Source organism: Acinetobacter sp. A2, from assembly GCF_048537555.1.
Classification (GTDB): domain Bacteria; phylum Pseudomonadota; class Gammaproteobacteria; order Pseudomonadales; family Moraxellaceae; genus Acinetobacter.
In genome coordinates this window covers 1055388-1076897 of sequence record NZ_CP183239.1, presented here as the reverse complement: position 1 = coordinate 1076897, position 21510 = coordinate 1055388, and the positions used below count along the sequence as shown (strand labels likewise).

General features: G+C 41.2%; 17 protein-coding genes. 5 read left to right on the top strand and 12 right to left on the bottom strand.

Annotated elements, in window-relative coordinates:
- Nucleotides 1-34: 34 nt before the first annotated feature.
- The 3 genes from ACNS8M_RS05040 to ACNS8M_RS05030 form a co-directional block, all read right to left on the bottom strand.
- Entirely contained in the window at nucleotides 35-2830 is a 2796-nt protein-coding gene (locus tag ACNS8M_RS05040; protein WP_286429728.1) for a M16 family metallopeptidase, read from the bottom strand.
- 158 nt (nucleotides 2831-2988) lie between these two features.
- The gene (locus tag ACNS8M_RS05035) at nucleotides 2989-3813 is read right to left on the bottom strand and encodes a PhzF family phenazine biosynthesis protein (RefSeq protein WP_286429727.1); all 825 of its coding nucleotides are present in this window, start codon (nucleotides 3811-3813) and stop codon (nucleotides 2989-2991) included.
- A gap of 104 nt (nucleotides 3814-3917) precedes the next feature.
- Complete coding sequence (locus tag ACNS8M_RS05030) at nucleotides 3918-4478, bottom strand: M23 family metallopeptidase (RefSeq protein ID WP_286429726.1); 561 nt, start codon at nucleotides 4476-4478, stop codon at nucleotides 3918-3920.
- Between the two features lie 249 nt (nucleotides 4479-4727).
- On the opposite strand from ACNS8M_RS05030, the gene ACNS8M_RS05025 reads away from it, so the two are divergent.
- On the top strand, nucleotides 4728-5513 hold the full coding sequence (locus ACNS8M_RS05025) for an rRNA large subunit pseudouridine synthase E (RefSeq protein ID WP_168417974.1): 786 nt from the start codon (nucleotides 4728-4730) through the stop codon (nucleotides 5511-5513).
- Nucleotides 5514-5599: 86 nt separating this feature from the next.
- Here ACNS8M_RS05025 and ACNS8M_RS05020 read toward each other — a convergent pair whose 3' ends face one another.
- Nucleotides 5600-7303, bottom strand: coding sequence for a M61 family metallopeptidase (locus tag ACNS8M_RS05020; protein WP_286429725.1), 1704 nt, complete (start codon nucleotides 7301-7303; stop codon nucleotides 5600-5602).
- A 205-nt stretch (nucleotides 7304-7508) separates the two neighbouring features.
- On the opposite strand from ACNS8M_RS05020, the gene ACNS8M_RS05015 reads away from it, so the two are divergent.
- From ACNS8M_RS05015 to ACNS8M_RS05005, 3 genes are all read left to right on the top strand, one after another.
- On the top strand, nucleotides 7509-8819 hold the full coding sequence (locus ACNS8M_RS05015; protein ID WP_168525424.1) for a D-alanyl-D-alanine carboxypeptidase family protein: 1311 nt from the start codon (nucleotides 7509-7511) through the stop codon (nucleotides 8817-8819).
- Between the two features lie 281 nt (nucleotides 8820-9100).
- Nucleotides 9101-9583: a peptidylprolyl isomerase gene (gene slyD, locus ACNS8M_RS05010; RefSeq protein ID WP_168417977.1), complete on the top strand. Its 483-nt coding sequence runs from the start codon at nucleotides 9101-9103 to the stop codon at nucleotides 9581-9583.
- Nucleotides 9584-9789: 206 nt separating this feature from the next.
- A complete protein-coding gene (locus ACNS8M_RS05005) occupies nucleotides 9790-11232 on the top strand; it encodes a cryptochrome/photolyase family protein (protein ID WP_168525423.1) in 1443 nt (480 codons plus the stop codon).
- A gap of 78 nt (nucleotides 11233-11310) precedes the next feature.
- Here ACNS8M_RS05005 and yaaA read toward each other — a convergent pair whose 3' ends face one another.
- From yaaA to ACNS8M_RS04975, 6 genes are all read right to left on the bottom strand, one after another.
- Nucleotides 11311-12090: a peroxide stress protein YaaA gene (gene yaaA / locus ACNS8M_RS05000; RefSeq protein WP_168525422.1), complete on the bottom strand. Its 780-nt coding sequence runs from the start codon at nucleotides 12088-12090 to the stop codon at nucleotides 11311-11313.
- A 343-nt stretch (nucleotides 12091-12433) separates the two neighbouring features.
- A complete protein-coding gene (locus ACNS8M_RS04995; protein WP_168461328.1) occupies nucleotides 12434-12799 on the bottom strand; it encodes a hypothetical protein in 366 nt (121 codons plus the stop codon).
- A gap of 137 nt (nucleotides 12800-12936) precedes the next feature.
- On the bottom strand, nucleotides 12937-15183 hold the full coding sequence (locus tag ACNS8M_RS04990) for a bifunctional prephenate dehydrogenase/3-phosphoshikimate 1-carboxyvinyltransferase (RefSeq protein ID WP_168461326.1): 2247 nt from the start codon (nucleotides 15181-15183) through the stop codon (nucleotides 12937-12939).
- 3 nt (nucleotides 15184-15186) lie between these two features.
- Complete coding sequence (gene hisC / locus ACNS8M_RS04985) at nucleotides 15187-16278, bottom strand: histidinol-phosphate transaminase (RefSeq protein WP_168461325.1); 1092 nt, start codon at nucleotides 16276-16278, stop codon at nucleotides 15187-15189.
- A gap of 72 nt (nucleotides 16279-16350) precedes the next feature.
- Entirely contained in the window at nucleotides 16351-17460 is a 1110-nt protein-coding gene (pheA, locus tag ACNS8M_RS04980) for a prephenate dehydratase (protein ID WP_168417981.1), read from the bottom strand.
- Between the two features lie 318 nt (nucleotides 17461-17778).
- Entirely contained in the window at nucleotides 17779-18921 is a 1143-nt protein-coding gene (locus ACNS8M_RS04975) for an acyl-CoA dehydrogenase family protein (RefSeq protein ID WP_168417982.1), read from the bottom strand.
- 237 nt (nucleotides 18922-19158) lie between these two features.
- Here ACNS8M_RS04975 and ACNS8M_RS04970 point away from each other — a divergent pair, with 237 nt between their 5' ends.
- Complete coding sequence (locus ACNS8M_RS04970) at nucleotides 19159-20169, top strand: glycosyl transferase family protein (protein WP_168417983.1); 1011 nt, start codon at nucleotides 19159-19161, stop codon at nucleotides 20167-20169.
- A gap of 97 nt (nucleotides 20170-20266) precedes the next feature.
- Here ACNS8M_RS04970 and ACNS8M_RS04965 read toward each other — a convergent pair whose 3' ends face one another.
- Together ACNS8M_RS04965 and ACNS8M_RS04960 are read right to left on the bottom strand one after the other, a co-directional pair.
- Nucleotides 20267-20536 (bottom strand): YeaC family protein, encoded by a 270-nt coding sequence (locus ACNS8M_RS04965; protein WP_168417984.1) that lies wholly within the window; start codon nucleotides 20534-20536, stop codon nucleotides 20267-20269.
- Complete coding sequence (locus ACNS8M_RS04960) at nucleotides 20536-21453, bottom strand: NAD(+) kinase (RefSeq protein ID WP_236162403.1); 918 nt, start codon at nucleotides 21451-21453, stop codon at nucleotides 20536-20538. The genes ACNS8M_RS04965 and ACNS8M_RS04960 overlap by 1 nt, the downstream gene beginning before the upstream one ends.
- Nucleotides 21454-21510 lie beyond the last annotated feature (57 nt).

Below are 21510 nucleotides of genomic sequence, written 5' to 3'. Positions count from 1 at the left end.
CTTTTTATGTGCCTGTTAAATACTAGATTGAATCTTATTTCTGTGCAGCTTTGGGTGTGACCATATCTGCTTGCACTTGACCGTATTGATCTGCCGCCACTTCCAGTAAATGTTCCAAATTTAAATATTTTTGAATCACAGCATCCACATCAGCTTTACTGAGTTTGGCCAAAGCCTGATCACGGCGTTCACGGAACAATAGATCACGCCCTTGTTCTAATTGCGGCACCAACATACGGTGAATACTGCGTTCATCCTCTAAAGTCGTAACACGTTTTTTTAGAATATCTGCTTTTGCTGCTTCAACTTCTTGCAGCGTAACACCATCACGGCGCAAGTCCATCAACACCTTATGAACAGCTTGCGATACTTGAGCCGACTTGCCTGCACTATACTGTGCCGAAATACTTAGCGCACCCGATTGCTCAAACTCACTTAGACTCAAGCCACTGTTAAAACCATAGACCAAAGCATTTTTTTCACGTAACTCTTGTGCCAAACGAGAAGACAATTGTGATTCACCTAAAATATAACTCAGCACCATCATGGCAGGTGTGTCTGGATGATTCACGCCCAAAGGTAAAGTCAGTAGACTCTGATAACTACCAAATTCACGTTGTTCTGCCAATACATGCAACTTTTGTGCAGGATATGCCGTGTATGCCGAATCTAGGCGTTGATATGGCTGATGACTTCGCCACTGCCCTAAACGCTTGCTCAATAGCTTCTGCATCGATTTCGGGTCGAACTCCCCTGTAATCGCAATATGGGCATGATCCATAGCAAAAAACTGACGATACAACTGCTGTACTTGTACCTGTGTCGCAGCTTGTAATTGCTGTTTGGCAAACTCTGGTTCAAAGTGATAGCGTAAATCGCCCTTTGGGTAAATTTCGATTAAACGTGCCATGGTCAACGCCGCTACAGTTTCAGGCTCGGTATAAGGTCGTTCTAAACTCGATAGACTTTGTGAGCGTATTAAATCGAACTGACTTTGTTCAAAGCTTGGGGCTTGCATCACATCTAAAACAAAGTTAAAAAATTCATCAAATTTTTCTTTTTTTGCCACAATTTGGATATACATACTATTGGCATCGGCTTGGGCAAAAGCTGAACCGCCTGCGGCAATGGATTGATCTGCAATGTCTTGCAAACTATGTTCCTGTGAAGCCCGTAGCAATAAATATGCGGTTAAATCTAGAATTTCACCTTGCTTAAATAAAGTCTGAGCCGTACCTAAATTGACTGAAATAGCGGCATAGGTTTTATCATCACGGGTCGCTGTTGGAAATAATGCATACTTGGCCCCATTTTTTAAACTTCCACGCAGAATCTTTTTTTCATTTTTAATCAAAGACTGTTTGGATTTTTGCACATACTCTGCAACTTCCTGCTGATAACTTTGCACATCTTTTAAAGGTATAACAGGTGCATCTTGCTGATCTAAAGTTTTAGCAACGCTTGAATTATTTTTTGCTGTAAGTGCCTGTTTTTGATCTTCAGGTGTGGGTTGAATATCGCCAATCACCCGATGTTCTGCGGTGAAAAACTGTTTTAAGTGTCGATTCAACTCATCTACATTTAACTGCTGAATATCTTGTAAATCGCGCCAATACTGCGTCCAGTCCCCCTGATAAGCCACCGCATAATCACTCAAGCGACCACCTAAAGCCACTGCATCACTCATAACACTATCTGATTGATTTTGAATCAGATTTTTAACCCGTTGTAATTCTGCTGCATCAAAATTCTTGGCCTGTTCGATGCTCTTATTCAAGCCAGCTTGTACTTGTTTAGCGTCGTGATTTGGCGCATACAATGCCCCCATCAGCACTAAATTAAAATCTTGATCTAGCCATGTGCTAGATTGCACCATGGTGCTTGTACCTGTTTCCACAAGATTTTGGTATAAATATCCGCTCGGCTGTAAGGTATGTAAATAAGGCGACAACACCAAAGCAGTTTTTAACTTTTCATCCTTGCCATTTAAATACAGATTAAATTTGGCCAGCTGACTGCCCTTTTGTACGACAAAATTGCGTGGCTGAATTTTCTTGCTGTCCAATAACGGAACTTGTACCTGCTTTGGAATTTGACGTGCTGCAATTGGACTAAAATGCTGATCAATTTGCTTTAACACTGCGGTCTGATCAAACTTACCGGTCATAACCAAAACAGCATTATTCGGCGCATACCAAGTCCGATAAAACTGGTTCAATTCCTGCATTTTAATGGATTGCAGTTCATTTAAATCGCCAATTGGTAAGCGTCCAAAATACTGATTCCCATAGGCCGATTTCCACACCTGATCCAACAAAACTGAAAATGGCTGATCCATACGCACTTCACGTTCACGTTTCACAATCGCAATTTCAGCAGGCACGTATTTTTCTTGCAGCACTAACTTATCCATACGTTCAGCTTCTAGAAAAATCATTTCATTGACTGCACGTGTTTCAGGACGAATGATATTGGTATATTTGGTCGAATAATAATCTGTACTGGCATTGTGCATTAAGCTGTGTTGATCTAGACGGCGCTGAAATTCCTCTGCAGGCACATTTTTTGTACCTTTAAACGCCAAGTGCTCTAATAAATGTGCTAAACCACCTTTGCCTTGTGGGTCATTGAGTGATCCTGTCAGATACACCATATTCATAAAGACTTTGTTTTCTTTTTGATTAGGTGCAAGAATGACACGCAAACCATTATCTAGTTGATATTCTTGTATATCTTGTTTTGATTTAACTAAAACAGGCTGGGCAAAAACCACACCGTTGAATGCCAACACACATAAAGACAAGCTTAAGGTTTTCAAACGTAGCAACATTATTTTTCCGATAAATTTCATTTTATTTTTGACTGCTACAGTGCACAGTCATCACGCATTTTTGCCAAAACAGCTTAACAAGATGTACTTCTTTGAACAGTAAAAATTTGCAAAATTCAGGATTTAAATCAAACAACCAACGCACTGCCAAATTGGACTTAAAGCATAATTTCACCCTGTAGATATAACTGGGCATAACCTGAAATTTCAATGCGCTCATGCTCTAGCACACGACAATACAACACCCCACCACGTGCTGAAGCCTGATAAGCCACCAATTCAGTTTTCCCTAATAGCTCTGCCCAAAGCGGGGCAATTGCTGTATGAATCGAACCAGTTACAGGATCTTCAGGAATACCCATGGCAGGCGCAAAATAACGTGAAACACAGTCATAATCGGCTTGTGAAGATGCAGTAATTGCAACATCAACACTTGAACATGCGGCAGTTAAAGCAGTACGTAACTGTCCAAGCTGTTTTAATAATTCTAGATTCGGCTGCTCGTCTAGTACATCTTGCACAGATTCATATTCCACAATATAAGCTTGCGCATTCAGATGTACATTTTTAAACGGCTTACTCAGTGCTTGTCGCAAAACTTCAGGATACTCCTTGACTAACTTGGCACGACGGATTGGAAAATTCATACAGATTTTGCCATCTGGCTGTTGATGTACCGTAAAAACACCCAAATTTTTCACATGAAATTGAATAGTTTTGGCAGCGGTATAGTCCTTAAATATAACAAAGCTACTTGCAAGCGTCGCATGTCCGCAAAAATCAACTTCTGTGGTCGGGCTAAACCAGCGGATTTCAAAATTTTCAGCATCCAACATTTTCACAAATGCGGTTTCTGACAGATTATTTTCCTGTGCAATATGTTGCATCAAGTCATCGTCTAACCATGTATCGATCAGCACAACTGCAGCAGGATTGCCTTTAAATAAAGTATGGCTAAAAGCATCGACTTGATAAATTTTCATGGCTAAACGGTTTGTCCTAAAAAAGATGGCATCTACCTAATATAAATAGGCTTGAAACGAAAATGGTGAAAATATTTGATATTTACACAATATTTGAGCTGAAATTAAGGTGCACTTGCCTGTAAATACGGATAAGGATTCACAGCCCCTTGCTCACGTATATAAATGCCATAATGCAAATGTGGTGGTGTGTTTTGGGCATTGCCTGTTGTGCCAACAAAACCAATAACTTCACCAGCTTGCACCCAATCTCCCACTTGAATATGTTCGGCATAATCATCAAGGTGCGCATAATAATGTTGGCTTAATGCAGGCCCTGTAATCCAAATGACTTTGCCACCCAAACCGTCTAAACCAATTTTATGCACAATGCCATCTGTCGCAGCAATGACGGCTGTACCACGCGCTGCAAAAATATCAGTCCCCTGATGCTTACGGCCTTCACTGCGGGCTGCACCCCATGTATCTTGTATTTGACCTATATTTACACCTTTCACAGGAATTTGTAGTGGAGTCGCAGCCAGTTCAGTTTGTTGCAATTTCCAATATAAATATGGAGTTTGAATTCCTGCAGATTCGCCAGACACAGGTGGCTGACATGCACTGAGCAAAGCCAACATTGAGAAGATAAGCGAGAGTTTTAAGCACCAACGACCTTGTTGCATAACATCCTAATTTTTATTCACACCAATTTTATCTTAATTTTATGCACTATAGATGCCTAGCCTGTTTCTGTAATTTTAAATGCACACACTAAAAATAATTGCCAATATGCAATACTTTCTGATGTTCTTATCGCATAATAGCGACATTCAAACCCACTTTATTTGAGTTTTAATTGGGAAATACTAGTTTCCTCATTTTAAAACAACTCACTTTATCTCCAATTTGTTGAATTTAAAGAAGAATTTCTTATGAAAATCGTCATCCTAAATAAGCCATATGACGTTCTCTCTCAATTCCGTGAGGATGAAAAACACCTCACCATGTCGGCTTTTGTAGATGACCCTGACTTACGTTTAGCAGGGCGTTTAGATATGGATTCGGAAGGCTTGGTATTCCTAACCGATCATGGCGGCTTAAATCAGTTTATTACCAACCCTGCCAATAAAAAATACAAAACCTACTTGGTACAAGTCGAAGGTGATGTCACAGAAGAAGCTTTAGCACAACTACGCAAAGGTGTAGAGCTTAAAGATGGTATGACTTTACCTGCACAAGCACACAAAGTAGATGAACCAGAATGGTTATGGGAGCGTGATCCACCTGTCCGTTTCCGTGCTTCTGTTCCGACCTCTTGGGTTGAAATCTCAATTTGCGAAGGACGCAACCGTCAAGTACGCCGCATGACTGCTGCTGTTGGTTTTCCAACCCTGCGTTTGATTCGTACTAAAATAGGTTCAATCGACTTGGTACAACTTGGCTTGCAACCTGGTGAAACCAAAGAAATTGAACCGTTATTGTATCCTGACTTTAAAGATGTCCCTGCGGCAGAGCCATATCGCTCGCGTTCTTATGTGAAAAAACCAGGTGGTACGGGCGGCAAGCCAATGCATCAAAAGAAAAATAAAGATGGTACGCCTAAGAAAAAATCTGGTACGCCACGTATTTGGCAAATGGAAGAAGGTGAAAAACCACGTCGTAAGACCAATGGTACAACACGCCCAAATACCAAAAGCCGTGGACGTCGGGCGCGTTAATGCTTGAGTGCCGCAATAGCTCAACACAAAAAATGGATGCCAAAGCATCCATTTTATTATTGCAGAATTTTAAAATTAACTTCAAATCAACCTTTTAACCACAATTCCACTTTCGCCTGATCTTGCAGTTTTAATTCAACTTCATGTAATTCAGTCTGTGCAGCATTCACTTTAAAGGTCATCAACTCATCACGGCGGAAAGCATGAACAGTATAAGCTGCATCTTGTTTAGCATATTGCTCAAGCGACTTTGTCGTAGCTTTTAAACCATCTATCGCAACAATCACGTCATGTGCAGAAAGCCCTGCTTTTGCAGCCGTACCTTCACGACGCGCAGCTTGGACCAACACCCCTTCAGGCTTATCTGTCAGTTTCAGACCAAATGGCAAAGACTTGTCCTGCTTAAGCTGATACTGAATACCAAATTCAGGCAATAACTGATCTAAAGGCAATTCATCTGTCGTGTTGATTAAATGATGGATTTGCTCTGACCAATCATCTCCTGTCAACTCTTTACATAACTCAAAAATTGTACGCTCATGCACTTGAATGCCCTGTTGCGCATTGGCATATAATTTCTGCATTAAGGCATCTAAACTTGAACCACGTAAACGCAAGCCCAAATCTAAGCACAAAGCAACCAAACAGCCTTTGTTATAGTAGCTGGTTCCTGCATGGTTCGAGTTTTCATCCTGACGATAGAACTTCACCCATGCATCAAAACTTGATTCTGCCACAGTTTGAATCGCACGCCCTGGGTTTTGTAAATAGCGATCAATTTGTGCCTTAAGTAATTCTAAATACGCTGCCTGATCAATCACGCCACTGCGCAATAATAACAAGTCATCGTAATAAGAAGTAAAACCTTCAAAAATCCATAACAGTGAGGTATAGCCTTCTTGATTCAAGTCATAATTAACAAAGTTTTCAGGGCGAATGAATTTGACTAACCAACTATGGAAATACTCATGACTACACAAGCCTAAAAAGCGCTGATAATCTTTAGATGGTTGTTCAGGCTCATTGGCTTTAGGTAAATCATCACGTGGTGTAATCAGGCTAGTACTGTTTGGATGCTCCAAACCACCATAACTATTGCCTGTTGCCATGGTCATAAAGGTATAGTTTTCAAATGGCGCAGAACCAAACATAGCAATTTGTGTAGCGCAGATTTTTTCAATATCTTGCTGCATACGCACAGCGTTCATCGCGTGTTTGCCCGATACCACAAATTCATGTGGAATATCTGCTGCGCTAAAACTAAAACGGGTTTGTTCTGCCAATTCAAATGGCGCATCAATCAATTCTGCATAATTTTTGGCTTTTAAGGTATACCGCCCTTTCACCAAACTTTTTGCAGCCAAACCTGTCGCAAGTTGAAAATGCTTTAATTCATCTGGTAAAAATAATTCGACTTCAACTGCTTTATCTTCCTGACCATCTAAGCCCAAACAAGCACAGGCAGGATTGACATATAAACGGGTCTGATCGACATAAGCGCCACGCACCGACAAATCATAGGCATAAACATCATATTCCACCGTAATCAATTCATGGTCGGTATTGAACAAACGCCATTTATTCTTTTCAAATTTCTGAATTTTGAGGATGCGCCCCGCCTCATCATAAGCACGCACCGACTCAATATGTTTTGAAAATTCACGAATTAAATAACTACCTGGAATCCAAGTGGGTAATGATAAAACCTGAGTAGGATTAGCCAAAAAACGCACGGTGACATGCATAAGATGCTGACGATAATCGTCAAATTCGATTTGATAATGCAACATAATGGGCAATACAAAATGTATAAATAAGAACTTGGCCACAAGCTTAACATTTTTTTAGCAATTGATGCGTCATCGCCTGATTTGTGGGTATTTTTGGCTAGTCATTCGGCAAAAAAAAGCATAGCATGCCTAAGTCACTCGACACCGATTTTATTGTTTAGACACCATTACAGCACCAACGGACTGGTGTACATAAGGAACTTCTTTGAAACGTGTTATTTATCTGATTGCGCTACTCTGCTGGCTTTGCAGCGCAATCACACATGCCGCATTATTGAATATCCAAGCCGAAAGTGTTGAAGCCGAAGCTTGGGCAATTTTAGACCCACAATCTGGACAAATCATTGCAGAGCACAATAGCCACGTACAACGTGCGCCTGCGTCACTGACCAAAATGATGGTGTCCTATATTGTGCTAAAAGATATTCAGGCAGGTAAATTAAACAAGCATGAAATTTTGACCGTAACACCTGTGGTACAGCAAGTGATGTGGGATGAATCACAAATGTACTTAAAAGCAGGTGAACAAATTTCGGTAGATCAATTGTTGGCTGGGCTAATTATTATGTCTGCCAATGATGCTGCGCTGACTTTGGGTGAACGAGTTGCAGGTGGTGTACCGCAGTTTATTGCTCGAATGAATCAGGAAGCACAAGCGCTGGGCATGCAAGATACACTGTTTCAGAATCCATCTGGCGTAACCATGCCAAACCATTATTCTTCTGCGGCAGACATGGCCCGTTTGGCACAAGCTATTGTGACCGAAACACCTGATTATTTGACCTACTCTAAACAGACCAGTTTTACCTATAATCAGCACTATCACCGTGCGACCAATATTTTATTAAAACAAGACCCGAGTGTAGATGGTTTAAAAACAGGTTATACCAAAGCAGCGGGATATAACCTTGCTTTAACCGCAAACCGCCCAACGTTAGACAGCGATGCACCAAAACGTCGTTTAGTGGTGGTAGTTATGGGCACCAAAAGCGTACAAAAACGTGCTGAAGTCGCGCATAAATTGTTAAATTTAGCCTATAGCTACACCCGTAACGAGCTTGCAATTAAACCAAAACAAATGATTGCTGAACTCCCTGTCGTAAAATCGACATTACGTATGTTTAAAATTGAAAGCAGCCAACCAAAGTTTGTGACAACATCTTTATACGAACGTGCAGATGCGATTGATTTAGCAGCATTTGACCAAAATACTTTACGCCTGCAAGTGGCAACAGCAGATGGCCTGCTACATAGCATTGAGCCTGCACAACGGACTCAAACCCACTTGAACATTGAATTGTCAGAAAAGTTACTGACTGCCCCACTTGAGCAAGTTATGAAGTTAGCAACGGTGCATGTCTATCAAAATAATCAATTGATTAATAGCTTCGCAATTGAAGAACAAGTGCAAATTGCAGAAGCCAATATTTTTGAACGTATTATGATGTGGTTTGGAAACTTGTTTAATTTCTTCGGGCAGCAAACTGCAGAAGATCAACATACTTCTTTGGGTTAGAACTAAAACATCACTCAGTTTTAATATAGTGAAGATGGGCCATGTCCCATCTTTTTTATTGTCATCTACACATCACAAAAAACTGGCAGAATCAGTTGCAGCGAAAAACCGTAAAAATTTGCAGACTTGCATATTTTTGCATTGAAATAATAAACTTTGCCCTTATTAATTAAAAAATGTCATAAAAAACTTGGAAAAGTGAAGAATTTGCAGAAATGTCTATAACAAATTCCACATTTCACTTTATGATGTACCCTTAAAAAATTGAATGGATCAATAACATGACTGCTATTGCAAATGACCTCGTGGTTTCTTTCCACTACACATTGACTAACGCAGAGGGTGAAACTCTCGACAAATCTCAAGGTGAACCACTTGCCTATTTGCATGGTGCAGGTAACATCATCCCTGGTTTAGAAAAAGCGTTAGAAGGTAAAACAGTAGGCGAAAAATTTACTGTAAACGTACCTGCTGCTGAAGGTTATGGCGAATACAACCCAGACCTAGTTCAAGAAGTTCCTGCACAAATGTTCCAAGGTGTAGACAACATCCAACCTGGTATGCAATTCCAAGCGCAAACTGATGATGGCGTTCAAATTGTAACTGTAAAAGCGGTTGAAGGTGACAACGTTGTTGTAGATGCAAACTTCCCACTTGCTGGTCAAGATTTAACTTTTGAAGTTGAAATCGTTGAAATCCGTGAAGCTTCTCAAGAAGAATTAGATCACGGTCACGTACACGGTGCGGGTGGTCATCACCACTAAGATCATCTGATCAAATGAAAAGGCAAAGTTATATAACTTTGCCTTTTTGTTTTTATTTTGGAAAGTAATCTTCAAGTCTTATCATTATTATTCTGCGCTATACATTGCCGATTTATTGAGCAAACAAACTTTTTTCATTGAACACAAGGCTGCACAGCCATGCTTATAATGAGACGACATTTCAGCCCACCGCAAGCATATTTTCCATGCGCAGCTATAATTTAGTTTGGTTCCGACAAGATTTAAGAATTTCAGATCACAGTGCGCTTTGGCATGCGAGTCAAAATGCGCCATGTATTGGTTTGGTGGTTCTGTCTCCACAGCAACACCTCTTGCATGATGATGCGCCTATTAAAATTGACTTTTATTTGCGTCAGTTACAGGCCTTAAAAAAGCAGTTAGCACAGCTAAATATCCCCCTTATTATCCAAACAGTTCCACTTTGGTCAGATATTCCAACTGCCGTAAGCCAACTCTGTACACAATTGAGTACCTCACACCCCATACAAAACATATATGCCAATATTGAACTGGGCGTAAATGAGCTAAAACGTGACTTTCAACTACAACAGACCCTGAACAAGCAAGGGCTGGATTTAATCCTCTACCATGATCGTACGCTTTTCCCTGTAGGCAGTGTGCGCAATCAGAGCATGAAACCCTATCAGATATTTAGCGCATTTAAAAAGTATGCCTATCAGCAATTAAGTTTGGCTATACCACGCTGCTTCCCCTCTCCACAGCCGCAATTTGCAATTGAATTACCCTCTGAATATGAATCGACTGTTCCCAATTTAGAAACTTGGGGATGGGCTGCTGTGCCACAAGAACAGCAAAATTTATGGGCAGTTACGGAACAACATGCGCAGCAATTGTTGGATGATTTTGTGCATCAGCACATGCAAGATTATCAGCAACAGCGTGATTTTCCTGCACGGTCAGGCACAAGTCGGCTCTCTGCTTATTTAAATTGTGGGATTTTATCTATTCGGCAGTGTCTGGCTGCGGTTTTTGCTTCGTCGCAAGGTCATTTTCATCTGGAAAATATTGGGCAACAAACTTGGTTAGATGAATTACTTTGGCGTGAGTTTTATCAACATATTTTGTTTGATTATCCCAAAGTTTCCCAACGCCAACCTTTTAAAGACCAGACTGCACAAATTGTGTGGCGTAATGATCCAGCAGGTTTAGCGGCATGGCAACAAGGACAAACAGGTATCCCAATTGTAGATGCAGGAATGCGGCAACTCCTGCATACAGGCTGGATGCACAATCGGGTCAGAATGATTACTGCAATGTTTCTATGCAAGAATTTGTTGATTGACTGGCGCTTAGGCGAACAGTGGTTTATGCAGCATTTGATTGATGGTGATTTAGCTGCCAATAATGGTGGTTGGCAATGGTGCGCCTCGACAGGGACAGATGCTGTGCCCTATTTTCGGATTTTCAACCCTGTAAGCCAGTCCCAAAAGTTTGACCCACAGGGAGATTATATTCGCAGCTGGTTACCTGAACTGGCACATTTAGATGCCAAACACATTCACGAACCTTATGCGAAAAATCCAAATTTAAAACTGAATTATCCTCAGCCGATAGTAGATTTAAAACAGAGTCGTCTGCGCGCGATTGAGGCATTTAAACAGTTATAGGCGAAATGCAGATTGAATCAACACTCCCATCAGCTAAACTTTAGCCATGATGGGAGTTTTAAGAATTAAACCGACAGTTTAGGCCGCCTGTTCATCACGTTTAAAGACCAGTTCACCTTTTAATGAGCTGTCTGCATCGAAATAATAACCTTCACTATTGAATGCTTTTAAGTCTTCTGCGCGTTCTAATTTATTTTCAATCATAAAACGTGCCATCAAACCACGGGCTTTTTTGGCATAAAAACTAATGACTTTGTATTTGCCATTTTTCTGATCTAAAAATACTGGCTTAATAATTTCAGCCTGAATTTTTGTTTCCTGAACGGCTTTATAGTATTCATCTGAAGCCAAATTCACCAATAGATCAGACTGACTTTGCGTTAAATCTTGATTAATCAAATTGGTGATAATCTCACCCCAGAAATGATATAGATTTTCACCACGTGCATTATGCAATTTAGTGCCCATTTCCAAGCGGTACGGCATCATTAAATCTAAAGGACGCAATAAACCATATAGCCCCGAAAGCATACGCAAATGTTGTTGGGCAAACTCAATATCTGCAGGAGACAGACTATAGGCATCTAAACCTGTATACACATCCCCTTTAAAGGCAAACATGGCTTGACGCGCATTGGCAAGATCAAATTCTGCTTGCCAGTCACGAAAACGCTCAACATTCAAAGTGGCAATTTTTTCACTCACGCTCATTAAACTGGCAATTTCAGTCGCTGATAGTTTACGTGCCACATCAATTAATTCTTGTGAATGTTCAAGTAATCTAGGTTGAGTATATACATCGCTAGGTAATGCAGTTTCGTAATCTAAAGTCTTGGCTGGAGAAATTAAAGCGAGCATAAACCACCTAAATAAAAAATACAGAGCTCACTATAGCAGCAGCACAAGGCAAACTCCAATGTGTGTTTTTGCTTAACTGCATCGGAAAAAGTTTTCTTAAAAATATTTTTTAAGTCGCTGTAACTTAGGCGATGTTTAATTTTATTATTCTCTGGGCAATAAAAAACCCACTTAACTCTCCCAAATTAAGCGGGTTAAAATCAGGTTGTTATGTTGTATTTTTCTTGCTGCTCAATATACGGTTAGGATGTGTCAATTAGATGACATATCATTTAAAAAATGAATAATTTTGATTTATAAATCAAGTATAAATTTTAAATGACTCATTTGCATCTACATTGTTTTAACCTTTCCATTCAAACTCGCTAAATGAATGATCTTCTTTCAGGGTGTTTTCTACTGCTTGCGCCAATTGATTTAGCAAGCTTTGCTCAGTAATACGCTCTAGCCAGTCTTGCTCTTCATTTGGGTATGAGGTAATTACACAAACCAAATGCCCATCTTCATCACGGCTTTGACAGTTTACTGCCAATGGTAAAGCGTATTCATCTACACTCACTGCCACCTGCGCACCGCTTTGTGGCAAAGTCTGAAAACCATATTGGGATAAATTCTGTGAAAGTAAATTTGCAACATAATTCTGTGCCAAGGTGCAATCTTGTAACTCTTGTTTATTTTCACAATTCGCCATAAATTTTAATTTGCGCATGCTCAGACCCAAAGGCTTTTTTCTTGTATGGGTTTAGCATAAGCAATAAAACGCAAACAGCCAAGCAAAAGCTTGGCTGTTTCAGCATAAAGTATAGGGTTTGTGATGCTTCATCTCATCCCCTATATCACTTTGGCTTATTCTGTTACTTGAATATTTAAACCCGCCACGCCAGCAAGTTCAGTAAAGGTTGGGAAACTGGTCGCAACAGTTTCTGTACCGACAATTTTAATTTCACCTGAGGTACGCAAACCTGCCATAGAGAAACTCATGGCAATACGGTGGTCATGATGTGATTCAATTTCACCGCCAGTAAATACTGGTGACCAGTCGCCTGCTTTACCTTTACCCTGAATGATAATGCCATCTTCAGTTGGTGTGCAGTCAATACCCATAGTTTTTAAACCATCTGCCATAACTTGAATACGGTCAGATTCTTTCACGCGCAATTCTGCAGCACCTGTCAGTACAGTTTCACCTTCGGCACATGCTGCTGCAATGAACAATGCTGGAAATTCATCAATTGCTAAAGGGACTTGATCTTCAGGAACATGAATACCTTTTAAAGTACGTGAACCACGAATACGAATATCTGCAATAGGTTCACCGCCTGCAATGCGCTCATTTTCTACACTTAAGTCCGCACCCATTTGTTTCAGAATTTCAATTACACCAGTACGGGTTGGGTTAATCCCCACCGCTTCCAAGGTGACATCTGAATTTTCTGTAATGGCAGCACCCACCATAAAGAACGCAGCAGAGGAAATATCGGATGGTACTTGAATATTAGTGCCAACTAATTTACCGCCACCTTGCAATGAAATACGGTTGCCTTCTGTTTTCACTTCATAGCCAAATGCACGCAACATACGCTCTGTATGGTCACGGGTTGGTTCAGGTTCAGTCACTGACGTTTCGCCTTCTGCCCAAAGTCCTGCCAGTAAAATACCTGACTTCACTTGCGCAGATGCCATTGGCAAGTCATATTGAATGCCTTTCAGTGCTTGCGCACCTGTAATAGATACAGGCGGTGTTCCACGTTCACCCGTCGTTTGAATTTGAGCACCCATTTCACGTAATGGTTTTGCAATACGTTCCATTGGTCGCTTGGTCAATGACGCATCACCAGTCATAACAGAGTCAAACTGCTGCGCAGATAACATACCTGCTAACAAGCGCATTGAGGTGCCTGAGTTGCCCATATAAATTGCGCCTGCAGGTGCTTTTAAACCTTGCATGCCCACCCCATGAATAGTGACTTCACCATTTTTAGGGCCTTCAATGCTTACACCCATATCACGGAATGCTTGCAAAGTCGCTAAAGCATCTTCACCTTCAAGGAAACCTGTCACATGCGTAGTGCCTTCAGCAATGGCACCAAACATAATTGAACGATGTGACACAGATTTGTCACCCGGTACGGTAAATTTACCTTGGAAAGTCTTAGCACCCGGCAAAATCGTAAATTGTTGTGTCACGTTATTGTTCTCCATAAAAGGTTTCTTGGCGAGCATGTAGTTAAAATGCTGTCGTGCCGCTTGCGCATGTCCTAGCAAGCCCATTAAAGCATGCGAGTCTTCTTGTTCAATCAATTGGCGAATAATCTCAAGTTGACTTTCAAAGCCATCCACCGCTTTTAACAGTGCAGTTTTATTGGCAAAGAAAATGTCATGCCACATTTGCGGATCACTGGCAGCAATACGAGAGAAGTCACGAAAGCCTCCCGCAGCATAACGGAAAATGTCTAAATTATCTTCCCGATTTGCCAATTGTTCGACCAAATTAAAGGCCATTAAATGGGGAAGATGACTGGTATATGCCAAGACTTCATCGTGCTTTTCCACATCCATGCAAATGACTTCAGCTTTGGCGCTTTCCCACATTTGAATCAGTTTGCTGACTGCCCATGACGCACTACTAGGTAAAGGAGTCAAAATCACTTTGTGGTTGGCAAATAGATCAACCTTACCTGCATGCACACCTGTATGTTCTGCCCCTGCTATTGGATGACCAGGGACAAAACCTTCAGGTAAGTTATCACCGAATACGGCTTTGGCTGCAGCCACTACACTACCTTTGGTGCTACCAACATCGGTCAGAATCACGTGATCTGCCAAATAAGGCTGAATCTGTCGTAAGACTTTTTCTGTCGCTTGTACAGGCAATGCCAACACCACCAAATCTGCACCCTGTACGGCCTCTACAGGATTATTAAAACCTTGTTCAATCAACCCTAATTCTAAAGCATCCTGTAAGGTCTTTTCAGAGCGGGTCGAAGCAACAATATGCTGAGTTAAATTTTCTGCCAGCATTACACGTGCCAAACTCGAGCCAATAAGCCCGAGTCCGATAAATGCAACTTTTTCAAACAATGGTTGCGCCATGTTTTATGCCTTTGCTTCCTTGCCCAATACTTTTGCTAATGCACGTAGGAACTTGGCATTTTCTGCTTCTGTACCAATTGAAACACGTAAATGCGTTGTAATACCTACAGGACGAACAATCACGCCTTCTTTCAATAAAGCATTAAATGTTTGACCTGGATCAGCCTCTACATCAACCAAAATAAAGTTAGCACGTGAAGGCACATAATTTAAGCCCAATGCTTTAAAGCCTGCTTCTAATTGCGCCATACCAGCTTTATTGCTAATACGAGATTTTTCAATAAAATCTTCATCTTGTAATGCAGCAACTGCGGCCACCATTGCCAAATGGTTAACGTTAAATGGCTGACGAATACGGTTTAAATAGTCAGTCACTTCTGCCGATGCCAATGCAAAACCAACACGCAATGCAGCCAAACCATAACATTTAGATAAGGTGCGGCTCACGATAAGGTTCGGATATTGCTCAAGGAATTTCAGGCTGTTGAAGTTTTCTGGGAAATATTCCACATAGGCTTCATCAAGTACCACAATCACCCGTGCAGGAACTTTTTGCATAAAGGCTTCAAATTCAGCCTCTTCAAACCAAGTACCTGTTGGATTATTTGGGTTCGCAATAAAAATTAATTTAGTGTTGTCTTGAATTGCTGCAGCCATTGCATCTAAGTCATGTGAAAAACCTTTGGCAGGTACTTCAATGGCTTGTGCATTAATTGCTTGCGTTACCAAGGCATAGACTGCAAAAGCATGCTGACTATACAAAACTGAATCTTTGTCTGAAACGAATGCACGAGCAAACATTTCAAGCAAGTCATTTGAACCATTACCTAAAGTAATTCGGTCATGTGCAAAACCAAACTGTTTTTGAATTTGGTCTTTTAAAATAAAACCACCACCATCTGGATAGCGACCAATTTCTGCAATTTCAGCCGCTACAGCTTCTTTAACTTTGTCTGAACAGCCCAATGGGTTTTCATTAGATGCAAGTTTGACGATATCTGTAATCCCTAGCTCACGCTCAAGTTCACTGATTGGTTTACCTGGTTGATAAGGCTTTAACTTCGAGATACCTTCATTGGCTGGGACAAACGACATTTTACACTTCCAGTAGACTAGGTGATGGACGTGGTGCGCATCATGGAATGCACACCAACAAATTAAATACGGTTATAGCACTGCAGCAGGATATGAACCCAAGACACGAATTTCTTTGACCAATGGGCGAATTTCTTCAATCGCTGCACGTACATTGTCTTGCTCGACATGCCCTTCTAAATCAATAAAGAACACATACGACCATTTTTCAGGTAAAGCAGGACGGGTTTCAATACTGGTCAGACTAATATTGTGCTTCGCAAATGGTGCAAGAATTTCAAGCAAGGCACCTGCACGGTCATGTGCAGACACTAACAATGAAGTTTTATCATTGCCACTTTGTGGAACTTTCTCACGACCAATCACCAAGAAACGTGTGGTATTTTCTGGGTTATCTTCAATATTACTATGCAAAGTTTCGAGTTCGTAAATGCTAGCTGCAATTTCAGAAGCAATAGCAGCAGAATGCCATTCATTGCGAATACGGCGTGCTGCTTCTGCATTTGAGCTAAGTGCTACACGTTCAACGCCCGGATAATGCACATCTAACCACTTACGGCATTGAGCTAAAGTTTGCTGATGTGCATAAATTTGTTTAATGCTGTCTTTACGGGTGTTTTCAGACACAAGGAATTGGTGATGAATACGCAACTCCACCTCACCAATGACATTTAAGGGTGAAGATTTAAAACAATCTAGCGTGTGGTTTACCACACCTTCAGATGAGTTTTCGACAGGTACTAAGCCATAGTGTGCACTGCCTGCTTCCACTTCACGGAATACTTCATCAATGGTAGGCAGCGGACGCACAATTGCATCCTGACCAAAATGTTTAAGTACGGCAGAATGTGTATAAGTGCCAATTGGACCCAAGAACGCAATACTTTGTGGCGCTTCTAGCGCCAAACATGCCGACATAATTTCACGGAATAAACGTGCCATGGTCACATCAGACAACGGCCCTTCGTTGCGTTCCATAACATTACGTAAAACTTGTGCTTCACGTTCAGGACGGTAAAACAACGGATTCTCTTCTGCTGCAAATTTTGCTTTCGCCACCGCCTCTGCAAGTCGTGCCCGACGGTTAATCAGCTGTTGAATCTGTTGGTCTACAGAGTCAATATCTTCACGGATTTTAGCGAGATCAAGAGAAGTCGTTGTGTTCTGATCGTCTTGGATCATTGTTATGTCGCCCTTCATAAACATTTTGCAAATAGTATAACAATAGTTAGCTTTCAAATGTTGCGCAATACAACTTTCAGTGTTTCAGATTTAAAAACATACAGTTGATCAAAGCATCACCAATCTCTTAAATACATGATGAATATAAGCGATAACTGACTTGGTTATTTGCCCGATTATTTTAACCTGCTCCAAACTTAGTTTGAGTGTAAATAGCAATCAGCTGATTGCTTTTAAGTCTGAATATAAAAAGAGCCAGCACAGGGCTGACTCTCCGTTTAAATTTTGCTGCTTGATATCAAAAATAGATGTATCTATTTAACGTCCTAATAAACTACGTGCCACAATTTCTTTCATAATTTCATTTGTTCCGCCGTAAATCCGCTGGATACGCGCATCCACAAAGAAACGTGAAATCGGATACTCAGTCATATAGCCATAGCCACCGAACAGTTGTAATAATTGATCGGCTATTTTCATTTGCATGTCTGTTGAAAAGCTTTTGAGCGCAGCTGCGGTTTCTACATCGAGTTTGCCTTGCATATACAATTCGACGTTTTGATTATAAAAAGCAGCTGTTGCCAATTCATCAATTTTGGCCTGCGCCAATACAAAGCGAGAGTTCTGGAACTGTCCAATCGCTTGTCCAAAAGCCTGACGCTCTTGCACATATTGTGTGGTTACATCAATCGAGCCGCGAATTGCGCCTAATGCTGTCGCTGCAATAGCAGTACGCTCACGTGGCAATTCCTGCATTAAATAGGCAAAACCTTGCCCTGCCTGACCCAACAATTGATTTTTTGGCACTTTAACATTGTCAAAAAATAGCTCTGACGTGTCTTGTGAATGCAAACCAATTTTTTCCAGATTGGTTCCTTTTTTAAAGCCATCTAAATGCGTATCGACCAACATCAGCGATACACCTTTGGCACGTGCTTGTGGATCAGTTTTTACAGCGAGAACCACTAAGTCTGCATGCTGACCATTAGAAATAAATGTCTTGGAGCCATTTAAAACATAATACTCATCTTGCAAAATGGCATTGGTACGCATGGCCTGTAAGTCAGAACCTGCACCTGGTTCAGTCATACCAATTGCGCCAACCACCTCACCCGACACCATGCGTGGCAACCAGTATTGTTTTTGCTCTTCTGTACCAATATGCAAAATATACGGCGCAGCAATTTCAGAGTGACAAGAAATACCTGTAGACAGTGCGCTATAGCCTGCACGTGCTGATTCTTCGACTAACATTAAAGAATAATGTGTCGGCACGCCATAACCGCCATATTCTTCTGGCACATCAATACATAAAAAACCATTTTCACCGAGCAAATTCCAGACACTGCGCGGCATGATGCCTTCGCGTTCCCACGTTGCATAATGCGGTGCAATATGTTCCTGCATAAAACGGCGAAAGTTATCTCTAAATAATTCTAAATCTGCATCATAAGCCAGCATATAACATCCTTGGTTTTTCAATTGTTGTTTTCAATCCATCCCATGCTATGCATTTTTAACCTAGCTGTCATGCATTATTGTGCGCACTTATATTACTTTGCAGTCAAACTTTAATGCACAGCGCAAATGCTCACTTAAACTTATAGCCAACGCTGTGAATAATGCTGCAAACTGTTGCCGAAGTTTATACACTAAGGTCATTGTGAAATTTCAAATGAAAGACGTATGAACCCGCTTATGCTAAATACAAACCCAAATAAAAGAAATATTTATAAAGATGCAGAACATCCTTTTGCACAATTTATCCGTATTATTGGCAAAGGCAAAACAGGCGCACGTTCACTAACCTATGATGAAGCCTATCAAGCCTTTGGCATGATTTTGCGCAATGAAGTGCTCGATGTGCAATTGGGAGCTTTTTTAATGCTGCTGCGTGTAAAAGAAGAATCGGTAGATGAATTGGCAGGCTTTGTCCAAGCGACTCGTGATCAGTTGCAATTTAAACCACTACACGTCGATTTAGATTGGTCTTCTTATGCAGGTAAACGCAAACATTATCCGTGGTTTTTATTGGCGGCACTGACTTTGGCAAAGCATGGCTATAAAGTAGTCATGCATGGCGCTTCTGGGCACACCATTAACCGCTTATATACCGAACAAGCACTGCAATATTTAGGTTTCCCCATTTGCGAAAACGACCTACAAGTTGAGGAGCAATTGGCACAACGCAATTTTGCCTATTTGCCGCTACATGCCATTTCACCCATTTTGAGTGATCTTATCAACTTACGCAATGTCATGGGTTTGCGCTCGCCAATTCATACCCTTGCTCGGCTGATCAATCCATTTAATGCCAAAGCCACGATGCAGGCTATTTTCCATCCTGCTTACCGCAGTTCACATCAACAAGCGGCATTTCAGCTAGGTTATCAAAACAGTGCGGTCATTAAAGGTGAAGGTGGTGAATTTGAACGCAATCCAGATGCCAGAACTTTAATTTGTGGTATTAAGAATGGCACCTTATATGAGCACGAACTACCTAAATTGACCGATAGCCGCAGCCCTGTAGAAGAAGAACTAGATTTGGCTGTTTTGAAAGCGGTGTGGTTAGGTCAGCAACCGCATGAATATGGTGAAATTGCAGTGACTGAAACCATGGGCATTGCTTTATACACCATGGGCGTTTGTGACGATTATGATGCAGCAATGCAAACCGCACAGCAGCTTTGGCAAAATCGCCATCACTAAAACCCAAAACTTTGCTAAAAATACGGCAATAAAAAAGACACCTTCAGAGGTGTCTTTTTGCGCTTTCAATTCTAAATTAAAAGTTACATGGCGTGATTTAAACAAAACGAATAGGTTTAAATTCCTCATGCTTGTGATGATCGTCATCACATTGCTCGCCTTCTTCTTTAGTGCCACGGTCAATATAGCCACTGCGCTCGGTTTCAGGCAGGTTTTTCATTTCCCATGCATATACCGCTTGCATGCAAATTTCACGTTGCTCCTTGGTCAAAGCAACGCCATTTGGCCATTTACCAATTTCAACTGCCGTTTTTAAACGTCCAACAATTTCAGGATCGAGTACGGCAAGCATTTGTTCAATATTCATCATTCATCCTGCTGTTGCATTGATTCAAAATCTTGGTTCCATCCTAACTTGGTACGACATGCCATATAAAAGTCATAACCAGGTGGATGTAATAAATTCAATTTATAAGGATGTTTGCGGATATGCAAACTATCTCCAACATTTAATGAAACACTATGTTGACCATCGGCACTGACCATTGGCAACACACGGTTTTCACGAATCTGGATTTTAATTTCACTGTGTCCGCCCACCACAATTGGACGCGAAGACAACGTATGTGGATGCATAGGCACCAACGCAATTGCATCCATGCTTGGATGTACAATTGGCCCACCACCCGACAAAGCATAAGCGGTTGAACCTGTAGGGGTTGAAACAATTAGACCATCACTATGCTGACGGTAGACATACTGCCCATCAATGTTCAGCTCAAAGTCAATCATGTGCACAGACTTGCCCGAATGCAGCACCACATCATTTAAAGCAATCGCTTCATAAATGATTTCGCCTTTAGAGCGCACTTCCATTTCCAGTAAAAAACGACGGTCTGACTGGAAATGCCCCTGTAACACCTGATCTAATTTAAAAATAACTTCAGTCGGTTTAATATCGGTCAAGAAACCTAAACGACCACGGTTCACCCCAATCACAGGCGTATTGTATTTGACCAGTGCCCGTGCTGCATGCAGTAATGAACCATCGCCACCCACCACAATCACCAAATCAACCACTTCCCCCAATAAAGCACGGCTAACGGTTTGTGTGTTGGCATAAGGCACAAGTTCAGCAGTTTCAGAATCAAAAACGGGATGCAAGCCCAAGCCTAAAATATGATCATGGATCAGACATAAAGTTTCTACGACAGAATATTTGTCTGGACGACCAATCAGTCCAATGTTCCGAAAGTTCTTATGTGAGAGTTGCACCTGCGATATCGCTCCGCTACGATTCGATGCCTATAATAGCACTAACCCGATTGATTTAAAAAAACT